General features: G+C 66.9%; 15 protein-coding genes. 3 read left to right on the top strand and 12 right to left on the bottom strand.

Annotated elements, in window-relative coordinates; genetic code table 11:
• Positions 1 to 2: 2 nt before the first annotated feature.
• From IED13_RS01745 to IED13_RS01730, 4 genes are all read right to left on the bottom strand, one after another.
• The gene (locus IED13_RS01745) at positions 3 to 737 is read right to left on the bottom strand and encodes an amino acid ABC transporter ATP-binding protein (RefSeq protein ID WP_210323456.1); all 735 of its coding nucleotides are present in this window, start codon (positions 735 to 737) and stop codon (positions 3 to 5) included.
• Positions 734 to 1,390 (bottom strand): amino acid ABC transporter permease, encoded by a 657-nt coding sequence (locus tag IED13_RS01740; RefSeq protein WP_038361606.1) that lies wholly within the window; start codon positions 1,388 to 1,390, stop codon positions 734 to 736. Before IED13_RS01740 ends, IED13_RS01745 begins: the two co-directional genes overlap by 4 nt.
• 19 nt (positions 1,391 to 1,409) lie before the next feature.
• Positions 1,410 to 2,156, bottom strand: coding sequence for an ABC transporter substrate-binding protein (locus IED13_RS01735; RefSeq protein ID WP_191123170.1), 747 nt, complete (start codon positions 2,154 to 2,156; stop codon positions 1,410 to 1,412).
• Positions 2,157 to 2,300: 144 nt separating this feature from the next.
• Positions 2,301 to 3,626, bottom strand: coding sequence for an NAD(P)/FAD-dependent oxidoreductase (locus IED13_RS01730; RefSeq protein ID WP_191123169.1), 1,326 nt, complete (start codon positions 3,624 to 3,626; stop codon positions 2,301 to 2,303).
• A gap of 255 nt (positions 3,627 to 3,881) precedes the next feature.
• On the opposite strand from IED13_RS01730, the gene IED13_RS01725 reads away from it, so the two are divergent.
• On the top strand, positions 3,882 to 4,370 hold the full coding sequence (locus IED13_RS01725) for an Lrp/AsnC family transcriptional regulator (protein WP_038361612.1): 489 nt from the start codon (positions 3,882 to 3,884) through the stop codon (positions 4,368 to 4,370).
• Between the two features lie 7 nt (positions 4,371 to 4,377).
• Here the strand turns inward: IED13_RS01725 and IED13_RS01720 are convergent, their stop codons facing one another.
• From IED13_RS01720 to IED13_RS01690, 7 genes are all read right to left on the bottom strand, one after another.
• The gene (locus IED13_RS01720) at positions 4,378 to 6,045 is read right to left on the bottom strand and encodes an ABC transporter ATP-binding protein (protein ID WP_191123168.1); all 1,668 of its coding nucleotides are present in this window, start codon (positions 6,043 to 6,045) and stop codon (positions 4,378 to 4,380) included.
• A complete protein-coding gene (locus tag IED13_RS01715) occupies positions 6,045 to 6,902 on the bottom strand; it encodes an ABC transporter permease (protein ID WP_191123167.1) in 858 nt (285 codons plus the stop codon). Before IED13_RS01715 ends, IED13_RS01720 begins: the two co-directional genes overlap by 1 nt.
• Before the next feature lie 2 nt (positions 6,903 to 6,904).
• Entirely contained in the window at positions 6,905 to 7,855 is a 951-nt protein-coding gene (locus IED13_RS01710) for an ABC transporter permease (protein WP_113252194.1), read from the bottom strand.
• An 89-nt stretch (positions 7,856 to 7,944) separates the two neighbouring features.
• Positions 7,945 to 9,558 (bottom strand): ABC transporter substrate-binding protein, encoded by a 1,614-nt coding sequence (locus IED13_RS01705; RefSeq protein WP_038362526.1) that lies wholly within the window; start codon positions 9,556 to 9,558, stop codon positions 7,945 to 7,947.
• A 65-nt stretch (positions 9,559 to 9,623) separates the two neighbouring features.
• On the bottom strand, positions 9,624 to 10,340 hold the full coding sequence (locus IED13_RS01700) for an HAD-IA family hydrolase (protein ID WP_191123166.1): 717 nt from the start codon (positions 10,338 to 10,340) through the stop codon (positions 9,624 to 9,626).
• Positions 10,341 to 10,618: 278 nt separating this feature from the next.
• Positions 10,619 to 11,995, bottom strand: a complete 1,377-nt coding sequence (locus IED13_RS01695) for an aspartate aminotransferase family protein (protein ID WP_038361626.1) — start codon at positions 11,993 to 11,995, stop codon at positions 10,619 to 10,621.
• Between the two features lie 14 nt (positions 11,996 to 12,009).
• Positions 12,010 to 12,861: a GNAT family N-acetyltransferase gene (locus tag IED13_RS01690; protein ID WP_191123165.1), complete on the bottom strand. Its 852-nt coding sequence runs from the start codon at positions 12,859 to 12,861 to the stop codon at positions 12,010 to 12,012.
• A 321-nt stretch (positions 12,862 to 13,182) separates the two neighbouring features.
• On the opposite strand from IED13_RS01690, the gene IED13_RS01685 reads away from it, so the two are divergent.
• Positions 13,183 to 13,851 carry a haloacid dehalogenase type II gene (locus tag IED13_RS01685; protein WP_113252197.1) on the top strand — a complete coding sequence of 223 codons (669 nt, stop codon included), beginning with the start codon at positions 13,183 to 13,185 and terminating at the stop codon, positions 13,849 to 13,851.
• Between the two features lie 13 nt (positions 13,852 to 13,864).
• On the top strand, positions 13,865 to 15,142 hold the full coding sequence (locus tag IED13_RS01680; protein WP_191123164.1) for an NAD(P)/FAD-dependent oxidoreductase: 1,278 nt from the start codon (positions 13,865 to 13,867) through the stop codon (positions 15,140 to 15,142).
• A 291-nt stretch (positions 15,143 to 15,433) separates the two neighbouring features.
• Here the strand turns inward: IED13_RS01680 and IED13_RS01675 are convergent, their stop codons facing one another.
• Positions 15,434 to 16,453: an amino acid ABC transporter substrate-binding protein gene (locus IED13_RS01675; RefSeq protein WP_113252199.1), complete on the bottom strand. Its 1,020-nt coding sequence runs from the start codon at positions 16,451 to 16,453 to the stop codon at positions 15,434 to 15,436.
• Positions 16,454 to 16,472 lie beyond the last annotated feature (19 nt).

Raw genomic sequence — 16,472 nt, 5'->3', positions numbered from 1 at the left:
CCTCATGCTTGCAGGATGCGCCGCAGGAAGTCCTGCGTACGCGGGTTCTGGGGCCGGCTGAGCACTTCGCTCGGCGGCCCTTGCTCGACCAGTACGCCGCCATCGAGAAAGAGCACGCGGTCGGCCACCTCGCGGGCGAAGCCCATTTCGTGGGTGACGACGATCATCGTCATGCCTTCGTCGGCGAGCGAGCGCATCACCGCGAGCACCTCGCCGACGAGCTCGGGGTCGAGCGCGGAGGTCGGTTCGTCGAACAGGATCGCATCCGGCCGCATGCCGAGCGCGCGGGCGATGGCGACGCGCTGCTGCTGGCCGCCGGAGAGCTGGGCGGGGTAGGCGTCGATCTTGGCGCCGAGCCCGACCCTTTCGAGGAGCTGCCGCGCCTGGGCGAGCGCCTGCTCGCGCGGCTCCTTCTTCACGAAGATCGGCCCTTCCGCGACATTCTCCAGCGCCGTCCGGTGCGGGAACAGGTTGAAGCGCTGGAACACCATGGCGACCCGCGTCCGCACCTGCCGGATGCTGCGCGCCTTGGTATCGACCCGCTCGCCATGCACGACGATCTCGCCGCCCTGATAGGTCTCGAGCCCGTTGATGCAGCGCAGCAGCGTCGACTTGCCCGAGCCGGACGGCCCGATGATGCAGACCACTTCGCCCTTCTCGACCGAGAAGGAGACGTCGTGGATCACCTCGAGCGGCCCGAAGGATTTGCGCACATTGTGCAGCGCGACGATGCTCATCGGCCAGCCCCCAGACGCCGTTCGAGCCAGGCGTTGAACGCCGTCAATGGCAGGCTCATGGCGAGATAGATCAGCGCCACCAAGGTGAAGATCGCCGTGTTCTCGAAGGTGGAGGACGCCAGCAGCTTGCCCTGCAGCGAGAGCTCCGCGACCGTGATCGTCGAGGCGAGCGAGGAATCCTTGAGCAGCATCACCATGGTGCTGCCATAGGGCGGCAGCGCCACGCGGATCGCCTGGGGCAGGACGACGCGCCGCATCATCAGGCCCCAGCCCATGCCGATCGAGAGCGCGGCTTCCGTCTGCCCGCGGTCGATCGCCTCGATCCCGGCCCGGAACACCTCCGCCATATAGGGCGAATAGGCGATGCCGAGACCGATGATCGCGGCCTGCAGCGCGGTCAGCGAGAGGCCGAGATCCGGCAGCACGAAATAGATGTAGAACAGCGTCACCAGGCCGGGGATGCCGCGCACCACGACGATGATCGTGCGCGCCGTCCAGGCGAGCGGCGCGATGCCGCTCACCCGCATGAAGGCCCAGAGCAGGCCGAGCGCCGTCGCGAGCACGAAGGCACCGAGCGTGACCAGGATGGTCAGGTAGACGCCCTGCATCAGGATCGGCAGGAACGTCGGTACCTGGCTGAGGAAGTGGCTCATGATGCGATCCGTGGAGCGCTCAGAGGCCCCACTTCTTCAGGATCGCGTCGAAGCGCCCATCCTTCTTGATGGCGGCGAGGCCGGCGTCGATCTTGCCCAGCAATTCGGCATTGCCCTGCTTCACAGCGATGTTGATCGGCCCGGGCACGGACGGCTTGTACGACTTCACCAGCCGCAATTGCGGGAAGCGCCCCTGGGCGAGGTTGTAGGCCAGGATCGGGTAGTCGCCGATGCCGGCGTCGAGGCGCCCGTTCGAGACGTCGCGCAGGATGTCGGGCAGGCTGTCATAGGCATTGACTTCGGCAGCCGTGCCGGCGGCCTTCAGGGCATCGATGTAGCGGGTGCCGATCTGGGCCCCGACCTTCTTGCCTTTCATGTCATCGAAGCCGGCATAGTCCTTCTCGTCCTTGGTCGATACGACGAGCCCCTCGCCATAGGCGTAGACGTCCTTGCTGAAGTCGACGACCTTTGCCCGTTCGGGCGAGCCGTACATGGCGGCCGAGATGATATCGATCTTGCCCGAGGTCAGCGCCGCGATCAGCGCGGAGAACTGCATCGGCTGGATCTCGACCTTGAAGCCCTGATCCTTGCCGATCTCCTCGATCACGTCGACCATCATCCCCTGGATGGTGTTGGTCTTCGCGTCGAGGAAGGTGAAGGGCGTGCCCGTCGGCGTCGAGCCGACCTTGTAGACCGTCTGCGCCTGAGCGCTGGCCCCGGCCGCCACCATGGCGAGAGCCGCCAGAACCGTTCTCAATCCGATCATTCCCCATCTCCCCTTCTTGGAATCCACCCGGTCTCCCGAACCGGTTCATGCAGCATCCGTACCGTCCGTCGGGAGCGACAAGACGAATTCATGCCGACCCCATAAGATCGACTTATGTGCTCGCAAGCCAGCACCCGCCGGGGCTCAGAACTCGGCGACCTTGCCGAAGGCCGAGCCATCCAGCCGGTCCGGCCGATAGGATGCCGGATCGACGATCGGCTTCGCGCCGCTGGCGATGTCGGCGATCAGGTGGCCGGCGCCCGGGCCGATGCCGAAGCCATGGCCGCTGAAGCCGGCGGCGAGGATGAAGCCGGGCACACCCGCGAGCTCGCCGATGGCCGGCACTCCGTCCGGAGTCGAGTCGATATAGCCGGCCCAGCGCGCCTGCACCGGCACGCCTTTCAGGGCCGGCAGCAGCTTGAGCGCTCGCGCATGGGTCTCGGCGATCTGCTTGCGATCGGGCGTCGGGTCGAGGATGCGGTTCGCCTCCATCGGCGTCGGCGCGTCGAGCCGCCAGCGCGCCAGGGTCTCGTGGCCGGCGCGCCAGCCTTGCAGGCCGCCGATGGCGAGGTTGCGCCAGCGCCGCAGGAACATCGGCACGAACTGGCGTGCGAAGCGCAGTTGCTGCGGCGTCGGATCGACGCGGGCGCCGCCGCTGATCGCGAGCGCATAGCCGCCATCGCCGCGGCGCGTCACGGAGACCTCGGTCGTGTGAAGGGCGTCCGGAATGCCGGACACCCCTGGCATCACCGACAGGATCGACGACCGCACCGATGATTGCGGGAAACGGATTCCGAGCTGGTTGAGGAAGGAGGAAGCCCAGGCGCCGCCAGCATGGACGACCGTGCTCGTGCGGATCGTGCCCTTTTCGGTGACGACGCCCGAGACCCGCCCGCAGCTCGTCTCGATCCCGCGCGCCGCGCAGAACTGGTGCACCGTGCCGCCTGCCTTGACGATGCCGCGCGCGATCACCGGCGCGGCGCGCGAGGGGTCGGCGGTGCCGTCGCTCGGCGAGAAGACGCCTCCCTTCCAGCTTTTGCCGGTGGCGGCGCCTCGGGCGGAGGCCTCGTCGCTGGAAAGCATGTGGGTGGTGACGCCCTGGCCGATCGCGAAGTCGCGCCATTTCGCCCATCCGGCGATCTGGGCCTCGTCGTCGCTGAGATAGAGCAGGCCGCAGCGGCGGAAGCCGAGATCCTCGCCGATCTCGGCGGCGAAACGGTCCCACAACGCGAGGCTCTCCGTCGCCATCGGCAATTCGCGCGCATCGCGATTCTGCTGCCGGCACCAGCCCCAGTTGCGGCTCGACTGTTCGGCGCCGACGCGCCCCTTCTCGACGAGCGCGACCTTGATGCCGCGGCGCGCGAGATAATAGCCGGTGCAGACTCCGACGATACCGCCGCCGATCACGACGACATCCGCGCTCTCGGGCAGGGGCGGGCTGGTCTCGATCTCGAAAAGCGGTGCCGGCATCACGGTCTCCTTGACGAAGACGAAGCCTAGCCCGTCGGGACAGGGGGCGCGCACCGCATATCGCCGTTCCGCGGCATTTCCTTCCGTTCGGACCGGCGGATTCCGCGTTCTTCTTTCGCGAAGTCCCGGTAACAAGGGCTTCGCGCGCGGCAGCATCTGCCGTGCGATTGCCGGGAGCGCCGGCTTCCGTCATGATCGGGCGGAGCCGGGCCGCCCATGACCCATCCTGCGACGGCGCCAGCGGACGAGACCCCCATGAAGCTCGATCAGATCGACATCAAGATCCTCTACGAGCTGCAGAAGAACGGCCGGATCACCAATGTCGAGCTGGCGGAGCTGGTGAACCTCTCGCCGAGCCCCTGCCTGATGCGCGTCAAGAAGCTGCAGCAGGAAGGCTACATCACCGGCTATTCCGCCCGGATCAATATCGGCAAGCTCGGCCAGACGCTGACGGTCTTCACCGAGGTGACGCTGAAGAACCACCGCCAGGTCGATTTCGCGCGGTTCCTGGCGGCCATCGAGAAGCTCGACCAGGTCATCGAATGCCACCTCGTCTCGGGCGGCTACGATTATCTCGTGAAATTCGTGACCAGCGGCATCATCGAGTACCAGACGCTGATGGAGCGGCTGATCGACCTCGATATCGGCATCGACAAGTATTTCAGCTTCGTCGTGCTGAAGTCGCCCATCGTCAAGCCGCACATGCCGCTGACGAGCCTGTTTCCGGTCACGGCGACGAGCTGAGGCGAGCTCAGCGCTTCGAGAAGGCGGCGACGAGCTCCGGATCGCGCTCGAGCGTGTCGAGCCAGGATGGGTCGAGCTTGGGCACCGAGGACATCAGCAGCCGCGCATAGGGGTGGCCGCCGGCCTTGCCGACCTGGTCGGCCGGCAATTGCTCGACCTTCACGCCGCGATACATCACCGCGACCTCGTCGCAGATCGCCTGCACCGTCGTCAGGTCATGGCTGATGAAGAGATAGGACAGGCCGAGCTCGCGCTGCAGCTCTTTCAGCAGCTCGATGATCGCCGCGGCGACGACCGTATCGAGCGCCGAGGTGATTTCGTCGCAGAGCACGAGCTCGGGGTCGGCCGCGAGCGCGCGCGCCAGGTTGACGCGCTGCTTCTGCCCGCCGGAGAGCTCGCCCGGCAGCCGGTGCTTCAGGGCGCGCGGCAGGTGCACGAGATCGAGCAGGCGGTCGATGCGCGCGTCGCGGGCCGGCCCGCGCAGGCCGTGATAGAAGGCGAGGGGACGGCCGAGGATATCCTCGATCGATTGCGCCGGGTTGAGCGCGGTGTCGGCCGACTGGAATACGATCTGGAGCTTGCGCAGCTCTTCCGGCGTGCGGTCGCGCGCCAGCGGGGCCATCGGCCGTCCGTCGAAACGGATATGGCCGGAGGAGGGCGGCAGGATGCCGGCGATGGTCCGGGCGAGGGTCGACTTGCCGCAGCCGGACTCGCCGATGACGCCGAGATTGCGGCCCCGTTCCAGCTTGAAGCTGACGGCGTCGACCGCGAGCATCAGCGGCTTGCCGTTCGGCTGCAATCGACCGTAGCCCGCACTGATGGCGTCGAGCTCGAGGACCGGCTGCGGCGGCGGGCTTGCCGTGGCGGCCGCCTGCGCTGCGACGCGGGCGACGGGCGAGAAGGCCGCCAGCAATTCGCGCGTATAGGGATGCTTCGGCGCGGACAGGATCTGCTCGGTCGTGCCGATCTCCTGGATCTGGCCGCCCTTCAGCACGACGATGCGGTCAGCGATCTGGGCGACGACGGCAAGGTCGTGCGAGACATAGACGCCGGCCATCCGGCTTTGCCGCATCACGGACTTGAAGGCGCGCAGCACCTCGATCTGGGTGGTGACGTCGAGCGCGGTCGTCGGCTCGTCGAAGATCACGACCTTCGGATCGCCGATCAGCGCCATCGCGGCCGAGAGGCGCTGCAACTGGCCGCCCGAGACCTGGTGGGGATAGCGCGAGCCGATCGTCTCCGGCGCGGGCAGCGAGAGCGCCTTGAACAGCTCGATGGCCTTGGCCTCGGCGGCGGGGCGCGGCATCAGCCGGTGGATGCGGGTGATCTCGATCACCTGATCCATGATGCGCTGCGCCGGGTTGAAGGCGGCGGCCGCGCTCTGCGGCACATAAGCGACATCGACTCCGCGGACCTTCGCCCGCTCGGCCTCGGAGAGGCGCGCCATGTCACGGCCGTCGACGCTGACGCTTCCGCCGGTGATGCGGCAGCCCGTGCGGGTGTAGCCGAGCAGCGTCAGCGCGATCGTGGTCTTGCCCGAGCCGCTCTCGCCGATCAGCGCGACGATCTCGCCGGGCGCGATCTCGAAGCTCACCCCCTTGATGATCTCGACGCGGCGGCCGGCATCGGTGGTCGCCTCGACCTTGAGCCCGCGGATTTCGACGAGATGGCTCATCAGGCGCTCCGGTCGCGGATCTTCTGCGGCAGGTTGTCGATCAGCATGTTCACCGCGATCGTCAGGCTGGCGATGGCGAAGGAGGGCGCCATCACGGCCGGCGAGCCGAAGGGCAGGCCGCCGATATTCTCGCGCACCAGCGAACCCCAATCGGCCTCCGGCGGCTGCACGCCGAGCCCGAGGAAGGACAGGCCCGACAGGAGCAGCACGATGAAGACGAAACGCAGGCCGACATCGGCCAGCACCGGGCCGATGATGTTCGGCAGGATTTCCGCGCGGATCAGGTAGCTCAGTTTCTCGCCGCGAAGGCGCGCCACCGTGACGAAATCCGCGGTGTTGACGTTGACCGCGAGCGCACGGGCGAAGCGATAGGAGCCGGGCGTGTAAATGATGCCGAGGATCAGCATCAGCACGGGGATCGAGGAGCCGACGCCGGCAACGGCAACGAGGGCGAACAGCTTGCTGGGGATCGAGCTCAACGCATCGATGAAGCGGCTCAGCGCCGTATCGAACCAGCCGCCGGTCACGGCCGCCGCCATGCCGAGCGTGACGCCGATGCTGCAGGCGATCAGCGTGGCCGCCAGCGAGATGCCGACCGTGTAGCGCGCGCCGAACAGGATGCGCGAGAGCATGTCGCGCCCGAGATAGTCGGTGCCAAGCGGAAACTGCAGGCTCATCGGGCCGAAATAGTCGGTGTCGACGATGTCGCTGATGCCATGGGGCGTGACATAGGGCGCAAGGATCGCGATCAGCGCCCAGGCGAGGATGACGATCAGGCTGATCCAGCCGGTGAGGTTGAACCGATACCCGGTGCGGCGCTGGCTGGCGGTTGTCGTGTTGGCTGCGTCGATGGCCATGGTCAGCGCAATTTCGGGTTCGACAGGATGGCGATGACGTCCGCCGTCGTGATCAGGAGCAGGTAGACGACGCAGAAGATCATCGCGCAGCTCTGGATGAGCGGCAGGTCCCGCGTCGCCACCGCGTCGACCATCAGCTTGGCGATGCCGGGATAGTTGAAGATCGTCTCGACGATGATGACGCCGCCGAGCAGATAGGAGAGCGACAGCGCGACGGCGTTGACGATGGGGCCGAGCGCGTTGGGCAGCGCATGACGCAGCACGACCCGCGGGCGCGAGGCGCCCTTGAGCTGCGCCATCTCGACATAGGGCGTGTTGAGCGCCTCGACGACGGCGGCGCGCGACATGCGGATCATCTGGGCCGAGATCACGAAGCTCAGCGTGAAGACGGGCATCGCATAGATGCGCAGCATCTCGCCGAAGGAGTGGACGTCCCGCGCGAAGGACAGGGCCGGCAGCCATTTCAGCCAGACAGCGAAGATCAGCACGCCGGCGGTGGCGATCATGAATTCCGGCACCGAGATCACCATGATCGTCGCCATCGTGACCGAGCGGTCGTAAACCGAGCCGCGCAGCATGGCGGAGGTGATGCCGAGTGCGAGCGCGATCGGCACCGAAAACAGCGCGGTCGCCGCCGCGAGCTGGAGCGAGTTGCCCAGGCGCCCGGCGACGAGCTCCGCGATCGGCCGGTTATTGGCATAAGAGATGCCGAGATCGCCCGTCAGCATGCCGCCGAGCCAGCGGAAGAAGCGCAGGATCGCCGGATCGTTCAGGTGCATCGCCGCGCGCAAGCCCGCTACGGCCTCGGGCGTCGCGGCCTGGCCGAGCAGCACCTCCGCCACGTCGCCGGGCAGGATCTGGGTGGCGCAGAACACTACGAAGGAGACGATCAGCAGCGTCAGCAGCGCGACGAGCAGCCGTCCGCCCAGCAGGGACAACAGGTGAAGGTTCATCGACGCTCCCGCAGCTGACACCTCCGAGCGGAGTGTGACACGAAATGCGGGCCGGACGCACGCGCCCGACCCGCGGGAGAAGCGGGGCTTTAGCCTTCGAGCCAGACGTATTCGGCGAAGGCGTAGCCCATCATGCCGCCGAGCGGGTTCGCGAGCAGACCCTTCAGCTTGTTCGAGATCGCGTCGACATTCGAGATGTAGACCGGGATCGCGGTGCCGGCCTCGTCGGCGACCATCACCTGCATCTCGCCATAGATCTGCTTGCGCTTGGCTTCGTCGAGCGAGCCGCGCGCCTCTAGCAGCATCCTGTCGAACTTCTCCGACTTGTACTGGCTCTCGTTCCACGGCGCCGTGGAGGCATAGAGCAGCGAGAACAGGATGTCCGGCGTCGGCCGCGGGTTGATGTTGCCGAAATGGACCGGGGCCTTCAGCCAGTAGTTCGACCAATAGCCGTCCGAGGGCACACGCTGGATGTCGAACTTCATGCCGATCGCGTTGCCGGCCTGCTGGACGAGCACGGCCATGTCGACCGAGGAGCCGGCGGCATCCGAGGCGACGATCGGGATCGACTGGCCGAGGACGCCGGCCTTCTGGAAGAGGGACTTGGCCCGCTCGGGATCGAACGCCTTCGGCTTCAAGTCCTTGTTGTGATAGACGTTCATCGGCGGAACAGGCTGGTCATTGGCGATCTCGGCGAGGCCGCGAAGCGCCGACTTCTGGATCTGCTCGCGATTGAGCAGATACTTCATGCCTTCGACGAAACCCGCCTTGTCGCCAGGCGCCATGTCCAGCCGCATGTTGAGGTTCGTGTAGTTGCCGGTCGTGGTCTTCGACAGCACGACATTCGGCTGGCTCTCGACCAGGCGCATCGAGCGCGGATTGATCGCCGCGGCGAGGTGGATGTCGCCCGAGAGCAGCGCATTGACGCGCGCGGTGTCGTCGGTGATCGCGAAGAACTCGAAGGAGTCGAGGTTCGCGCCGCCGGACTTGAAGTAGTTCTTGTTCCTGACCGCGATCGAGCGCACGCCGGGCTCGAAGTTCTCGCAGACGAAGGCGCCGGTGCCGTTCGCCTTGGCGAAGTTCGTCGTGCCGTCGGCGATGATCATGAAATGGTGCGTCGACAGGATGGTCGGCAGGTCGCCATTGGGCGCCGCGAGCGTGATCTCGACGGTGAGCGGGTCGACGGCCGTGAAGCCGGTCATCTGCTTGGCCAGCGCGGCCGATTTCGAGCCGACGGCCGGGTCGAGATGGCGCTTCAGCGAATAGATGACGTCGGCGGAGGTCAGCGGCTTGCCGTCATGGAAGGTGACGCCCTTCTTGAGCGTGACGGTCCAGACCTTGGCGTCCTTGGTCTCGAATTTCTCGGCGAGCTCCATCTGCAGCTTGCCGTCCCCGTCCAGGAAGGTCAGGCGGTTGTAGAAGGCGCAGCAGCGGACATAGTCCGTCGAGAGCGAGGCCTTCGCCGGGTCGAGCGTATCGGCGGTCGAGGAGGACCAGCCGGCCGCCTTCAGGTTGCCGCCCTTGACGGGCGTCGCCGCGAGCGCGGAGGTGGCGCGCGCCAGTACGAGGCTGCCGGCGGAAGCGGCCAGGCCGCCGGCCATCAGCATCTGCAGGAGATCGCGGCGGCTTGCGCCGCGGCGGATCGCGTTCTCGACGAAGACGTCGTCGGCGCTCGTCCAGTTGGGCGTGATCTTGTCGGTCATCGTCATTCCCCTGTTTCGGTTGGTGCCGGCGTTTTGGTGCCGGCTTTTCTTCGATCCCGGCGTCTTCAGGCGGCCAGGCTGGACTCGACGGCGTCGGCGAGCCCGGCCATCGAGGTGAAATGGAAGTCGGGCTCGGTGAAGTTCTCGGGCTCGATCGTGCCGCCATAGCCGGGCTGGGCGTGGCGGCGCTGGATCCAGCAATTGGTCAGGCCGAGCCGGCGCGAGATGCCGATGTCGTGATACTGGCTTTGCGCGACGTGCAGGATCTGGTCGCGCGAGCCGCCATCCGTCTCGACGAAGGCGAAGACCTGCTCGAAGAAGCGCGGATCGGGCTTTTCCGTGCCGGTGTCATCGACGGTGAAGCCGGCGTAGAACGGATTGCCGAGCGCGCGGGCGAAATGCTCGAAGGCCCAGCGCTGGGCGTTCGTCATGGCGATGAGCTTGTAGCGTTTCGCCAGCCGGGCGAGCGCGGCGGCGCTGTCGGGGAAGGGCCGCCAGTCCTTCACGGCATCGCGCAGGCGCCGGCCATGGCTCTCACCGGCCGGCAGGCCGAGCTTCGGCGCGATCACGCCGTAGACGCGGACGAGATCGTCCGGAAAATGCTGCACATCCGGCATGTAGCGGGCGGAGCGGTAGAGGTTCAGCGCCTGTTCCCCGTCGAAGGCGACGCCGGCCTCGCGGGCGATGGCCGCCAGCGTGTCGACGAGGCCGCCCTCGAAATCGATCAACGTGCCCACGACATCGAACGTCATGTAGCGGAAATCGCTAAAGCTCTTCGTCATCGTCTCTCCGCGTCGCTTGCCGCGCAGGCGCCGATGCTTCGGCGCCGCCGCATCGTTTCAGTCCGCCTTGCGGGCTTCCGCGGCGGTCGTGCCCTGTTCCCCGGCCGCATCTGCGGCGGCCTCGACCCAGTCTCCCACAGACGGCTCGCCGGATTCACCGAATGTCGAAAACCGGACGGCACAAAATTCCGAATTCGCCGCTGCTGCGGAATATCGGCTTCCCTTGGGGCAAAAGAGAGGATGGATCCCATCCTCCCCGATGCCCTGGAGGCCGGCGTTCACGCCATCGCGGCGCGCACATCCGGGTCGGCCAGCGTCTCGTCGAGGGTCTTGCGGGTCCGCTCCACGATGGCGTCGATCTCGGCCTCGGTGCAGCACAGCGGCGGCGCATAGCCCAGCACGCCGTTGCCGAAGGCCCGGATGACGAGGCCGTTGTTCCAGGCGCGGTCGAAGACGCGCTGGGCTGGCGCCGAGGCGGCCGGCAGCGGCGTCTTCTTCGCCTTGTCGGTCACCAGCTCGACGGCCGCCAGCATGCCGCGGCCGCGGACCTCGCCGACGAGCGGATGGTCGCTCAGGCTCTCCAGCCCCGCCATCAGCCGCGCGCCGGCCTTGCGGCCGTTCTCCAGCAGGCCGTTTTCATAGAGCCGCAGCACTTCGAGCCCCACCGCCGCACTGACCGGATGGGCCGAATAGGTATAGCCATGGCCGACCGCCGCGGCGCCGGAGCCGTCGGCGATCACGTCATAGACCTTCTGCGACATCAGCACCGCGCCCATCGGCACATAGCCGGAGGTGAGCCCCTTGGCAGTCGTCATCAGGTCCGGGACGATGCCCTCGTCCTCGCAGGCGAAGAGCGGGCCGGTGCGGCCGAAGCCGGTGATGACCTCGTCGGCGACGAACAGGATGTCGAGCTCAGCGCAGAGGTCGCGCATCGCCTTGACCCAACCCGGCGGCGGCACGAGGACGCCGCCCGAGCCCTGGATCGGCTCGCAATAGAAGGCGGCGACGCGTTCGGCTCCCCCGACTTCGTCGACCTTGGCCTTCAGTGCCGCGAGCGAGGCGGCGATGACGGCGGCCGGATCGGAGCCGACGGGATTGCGATAGGTATAGTGCGACGGAATTTTGTGCTGCCAGTCATAAGGCACGCCGAAGCCGGCATGGAAGGCGGGCAGGGCGGTGAGGCCGGCGCCGACGGTCGAGGAGCCGTGATAGCCCTGCTCGATCGAGATGAACTGGTCCTTCTGCGGCTTGCCGCGCGCCTGCTGGTAGTAGCGGATGAAGCGCACCGTGCTGTCGACCGCGTCCGAGCCGCCGAGCGTGAAGTAGACGCGCTTGAGGTCGCCCGGCGCACGCTCGGCGAGCTCGGCCGCGAGCCTGATCGCCGGTTCGGAGCCCAGGCCGAAATATCCCGTGGCATAGGCGAGCTCGCGCATCTGGTTCGCCGCGGCTTCGACGATGCTCTCCTGCCCGTAGCCGGCATTGACGCACCACAGCCCGGCGAAGCCGTCGATGAGCTGACGGCCTTCGGCGTCGGTGATCGTCGCGCCCTTCGCGGAGCGCAGAACCCGCACGCCCGCCTTCTCATGGCCGCGATAGGACGCGACAGGGTGGATCCAGTGGTCACGATCGAGCTCGATCAGCGAATTGCTCAACATGGCGGTTCTCCAGTTTATCCGAGCGCCTGGCTGGCCAGGGCGAAGGGTTTGGCGGGTCCGGACGGCTGCCGGCCAGTCGCGTTGCGGTCCATGACGATGCCGCCGCCGACGCCCACGAGGCCCCGCGCGGAAAGCCATGGCGAAAGCTCCCGCCACTCGGCGGTATCGACGCGCAGGAAGGCGCCCGGCCGGCTGGCGATCAGGAAGCTCATGAGGCTCTGCGCCTCTTTCAGGGTCTTCGCGACGACCGGGCCGATCACCTCGCCGCGGCCGAACGGGCGCAGCGCGGCATAGCCGACGATCCGGCCGGCTTCGCGCAGGACCACCATTCGCCCGGCCTCCGCCAGGAGCCTGAGCAAAGGACGGCGATCCATCCCCAGCGCCTCCAGGTCGAGTGCGGCGATCGTGGGGAAGGTCTCCGCACCGACCCACTCCAGCTCCATGGCTTCGTTCGCCGTATCAGCCGGCAGCGGCGTGGGTATGCCCTGATGCTGGCGGATCTCATGGGTCGCGACGAAGCCGAGTTTTTCATAGAGAGGCAGGCCGTCCGCGGTCGCGGTGAGGCGGCATTCGCGGGTGCCGCAGGCTTGCAGGACGGCTCCCATCAGCTTCCGGCCGAGGCCCCGTCCACGCATATTGGCTGCGACGATCACCGTGTTGACGGTCGCGTCATCGTCCCCGAACGGCGTCAGCATCGCGGTGCCGACCACGGCATCACCCTGGAGCGCGACGAAACCGTGGCTGAGGGCCAGGAGCATCGCCCAATCCTCGCGCCGATGGGGCCAGCCCGCCTCGCGCGAGAGCAGAACGGCGCCGTCGAGATGGCGTTCGTCGAAGGCGACGAGATCGATCGTTTTCTGGTCCATGATGCTTCGCTTCGTATCCTCTGCATCATGGATAGGCGGTGTGCCGGCGCAGTTGCTCCCGAGGAACGGCCCAGCACGATATCTTCGGCCGTGGGAATGCGCGCCGACCGCATGGAATGCCACGACGGGTGGCGAAGCGCCGGCAATCGGGAAGCGACGTCGACCGGCAAGATGATGCAGGCGGAACTCTCTGCCATGGTCTCATGGACGGACGGCAGTTTGTGCTTCCTGCCGCAGGCAATGCGGTGCTCGCGCCGTTCTGGCCCCGGCTATGATCCTCGCTGACGGACGCAACCGTTTCGCCACAGGGGATTTCCGCAGATGACCGCCTTCAGGCCCAAATTCGTCACCTTCGACTGCCACGGCACGCTGATCTATTTCGCGATGGATAAGGCCGCGCGCGCGCTCTACGGCGAAAAGCTGGACGAGCCGGCGATGCGGACCTTCATCACGGATTTCTCGGCTTACCGGCTCGACGAGGTCCTGGGCGACTGGAAGCCCTATGAAGAAGTCGTCTACAACGCGCTGGAGCGGACCTGCCGACGCAATGCTGTCGCCTTCCGCCCCGAGGATGCACGCTGGATCTACGAGCAGGTGCCGACCTGGGGCCCGCATCCGGACGTGCCGGCAGGCCTCGCCAAGGTGGCGAAGGAAATCCCGCTCGTCATCCTGTCCAACGCGCAGAATGACCAGATTCCGCATAATGTCGCCCGGCTCGGCGCCCCCTTCCATGCCGTCTACACGGCCGAGCAGGCCCGATCCTACAAGCCGCGCATGAAGGGCTTCGAATACATGTTCGACATGCTGGGTTGCGGCCCGGAGGACGTCTGCCACGTCTCCTCCTCGTTCCGCTACGACCTGATGACCGCGCATGACCTCGGCATCAAGAACAAGGTCTGGGTCAATCGCGGCCACGAGCCGGCGAACCCCTATTACGGCTATGTCGAGATCAAGGACATCGGCGGGCTGCCGGGCGTCTTCGGCCTCTGAAGGCGCGGGACCGATGCAGTTCAAATCCTATTGGCACGACACGGCGGCGCCCTTCACCGGCGCTGTCGAGGGGCCGGTCGAAGGCAGCTATGACGTCGCCGTGATCGGCGGCGGCTTCACCGGGCTCGCCGCCGCGCGCCAGCTCGCGATGGCCGGCGCGAAGGTCGTGGTGCTGGAGGCGCACAGCGTCGGCTATGGCGCCTCGGGCCGCAATGGCGGCCATCTCAACAACGGCCTCGCCCACAGCTTCATCGCCGCTAAATCGGCGCTGGGCACCGAGCGCGCGGTCGCCCTCTATCGCGCCTTCGACGATTCCGTCGACACGATCGAGCGCATCGCTGCGGAGGAGGGCATCGACTGCGCCTTCCGGCGCGCCGGCAAGCTCAAGCTCGCCTCCAAGCCCGAGCATGTCGCCGGGATCGCGCGGAATTTCGAGGTGCTGCATCGCGAGGCCGATCCCGATACCGCCATGTTGAGCCGGGCCGACCTCAAGGGCGAGATCGGCTCCGACGCCTTCCATGGCGCGATGCTCTCCAAGAAGAGCGCGATGATGCATATGGGCCGCTTCGTCGCCGGCCTCGCCACGGCGGCGGTACGGCACGGCGCCGTCATCCATGAACATGCGCCCGTGACGGAGCGACGGCAGGAGGGCGGCCGGCATGTGCTGGAGACGCCGCGCGGCAGCGTCTCGGCAAAGGAGGTGCTGGTGGCGACCGGGGCCTATACGGCCGGTCCCTTCTCCTGGTTCCGCCGGCGCATCGTCGCCGTCGGCTCGTTCCTGATCGCGACGCGGCCCTTGAGCGCGGCCGAGGTCGCCATGACCATGCCGGGCAATCGCACCGCGGTGACCTCGCTCAACATCGGCAACTACTTCCGCCTGGCGCCGGACAATCGGCTGATCTTCGGCGGGCGGGCGCGCTTCTCCGCCACGTCGGACCAGACCTCCGACGCCAAGAGCGGCGCCATCCTCAGGGAGAGCCTTGCCCGGATCTTCCCGCAACTCGCCGATGTCGAGATCGACTATTGCTGGGGCGGCCTCGTCGACATGACCAAGGATCGCTATCCGCGCGCCGGCTATGAGGATGGCGTCTGGTATGCAATGGGCTATTCCGGCCACGGGGCGCAGATGTCGACCCATCTCGGCATGATCATGGCCGACGCGATCCTCGGCCGGCCGGATCGCAACCCGCTGAAGGGGCTGTCCTGGCCGGCGGTGCCGGGCCATTTCGGCAAGCCCTGGTTCCTGCCGCTGGTCGGCCTCTACTACAAGATGCTCGACCGCATTCAGTGAGCGCAGAGCCGCACGGGCAGACACCGGCCGGAGATGGATCGCAGGGCATCGGCCCACCGGTCGAGCACATCGACTTTACATCGAAATGCGGCTGGTCCCGGGTCTCCGCCGTGCCGCGTTCGGGACGGCCTGCGTTTCCGTGAGCTTCGGCATGAGACGGATCGCCGCCGTCATTTCGGGATGAGGATCGGCACGCCCCGGACAGGTCCGCGGCGTGCCGTTTTTGCCGTCACTGCAAAGCTCATCCGACCTTTGCGGGCGGCGGTCGGGTTCGACCGCCGCCCTCGTTCTTCACCGGACCGGAGGGGCGTATTGCAGGCCGCCTTCGGTCCAGAGCGCGTTCTTGCCGCGCGCGATCTTGAGCTCCGAGCCCTGGCCGACGCTGCGCTCGAAGGATTCGCCGTAGTTCCCGACGAGCTTGACGATGCGGTAGGCCCAGTCGTTGGTCAGGCCGATGCCTTCGCCGAACTTGCCCTCGGCGCCGAGCAGGCGGCGGATCTCGGGATTGTCCGATTTCAGCATCTCGTCGACATTGGCCTTGGTGACGCCGAGCTCCTCGGCGTTCAGCATGGCATCGAGCGTCCACTTCACCAGGTTGAACCATTGCAGGTCGCTGCTGCGCACGACCGGGCCGAGCGGCTCCTTCGAGATCAGCTCGGGCAGCACGACGGCTTCCGCCGGATTCACCAGCTTCAGCTTCAGCGCGTAAAGGGCGGAGGAATCGTCGGTCAACGCATCGCAGCGGCCGGATTCGAAGGCCTTGATCGCCTCGTCGCCCTTGTCGAAGGTGACGGGCTCGTACTTGATCTTGTTCTTGCGGAAATAGTCGGCGACGTTGAGTTCGGTCGTCGTGCCCTGCTGCAGGCAGATCGAGGCGCCGTCGAGCTTGCGGGCGGTGTCGATGCCGAGCTTCTTCTGCACCAGGAAGGCCTGCCCATCGTAATAGTTCACGCCGGCGAAGGTCAGGCCGAGCGTGGTGTCGCGCGACATCGTCCAGGTCGAGGTGCGCGAGAGCACGTCGACCTCGCCGCTCTGGAGGGCGGTGAAGCGGTCCTTCGAGGAGAGCGGCGTGAACTTGACCTTCTTCGGATCGTTGAAGATCGCGGCCGAGATCGCGCGACACAGATCGACGTCGAGGCCGGCCCATTCGCCCTTCGCATCGGGAATTCCGAAGCCGGCGAGACCGGGGCTGACGCCGCAGATCAGGTCGCCGCGGCTCTTCACCGTGGCGAGCGTCGTGGTCTGGGCCTCGGCCGGCGCGATGGCCACCGACAAGGTGAGCGCCAATAGTGCGGAAGTTATGGTTTTCACGGTAGTTCCCCTTGTTTTG

This window comes from Allobosea spartocytisi (assembly GCF_014764685.1).
GTDB lineage: Bacteria > Pseudomonadota > Alphaproteobacteria > Rhizobiales > Beijerinckiaceae > Allobosea > Allobosea spartocytisi.
This window is presented reverse-complemented; position numbering and strand designations above follow the sequence as displayed.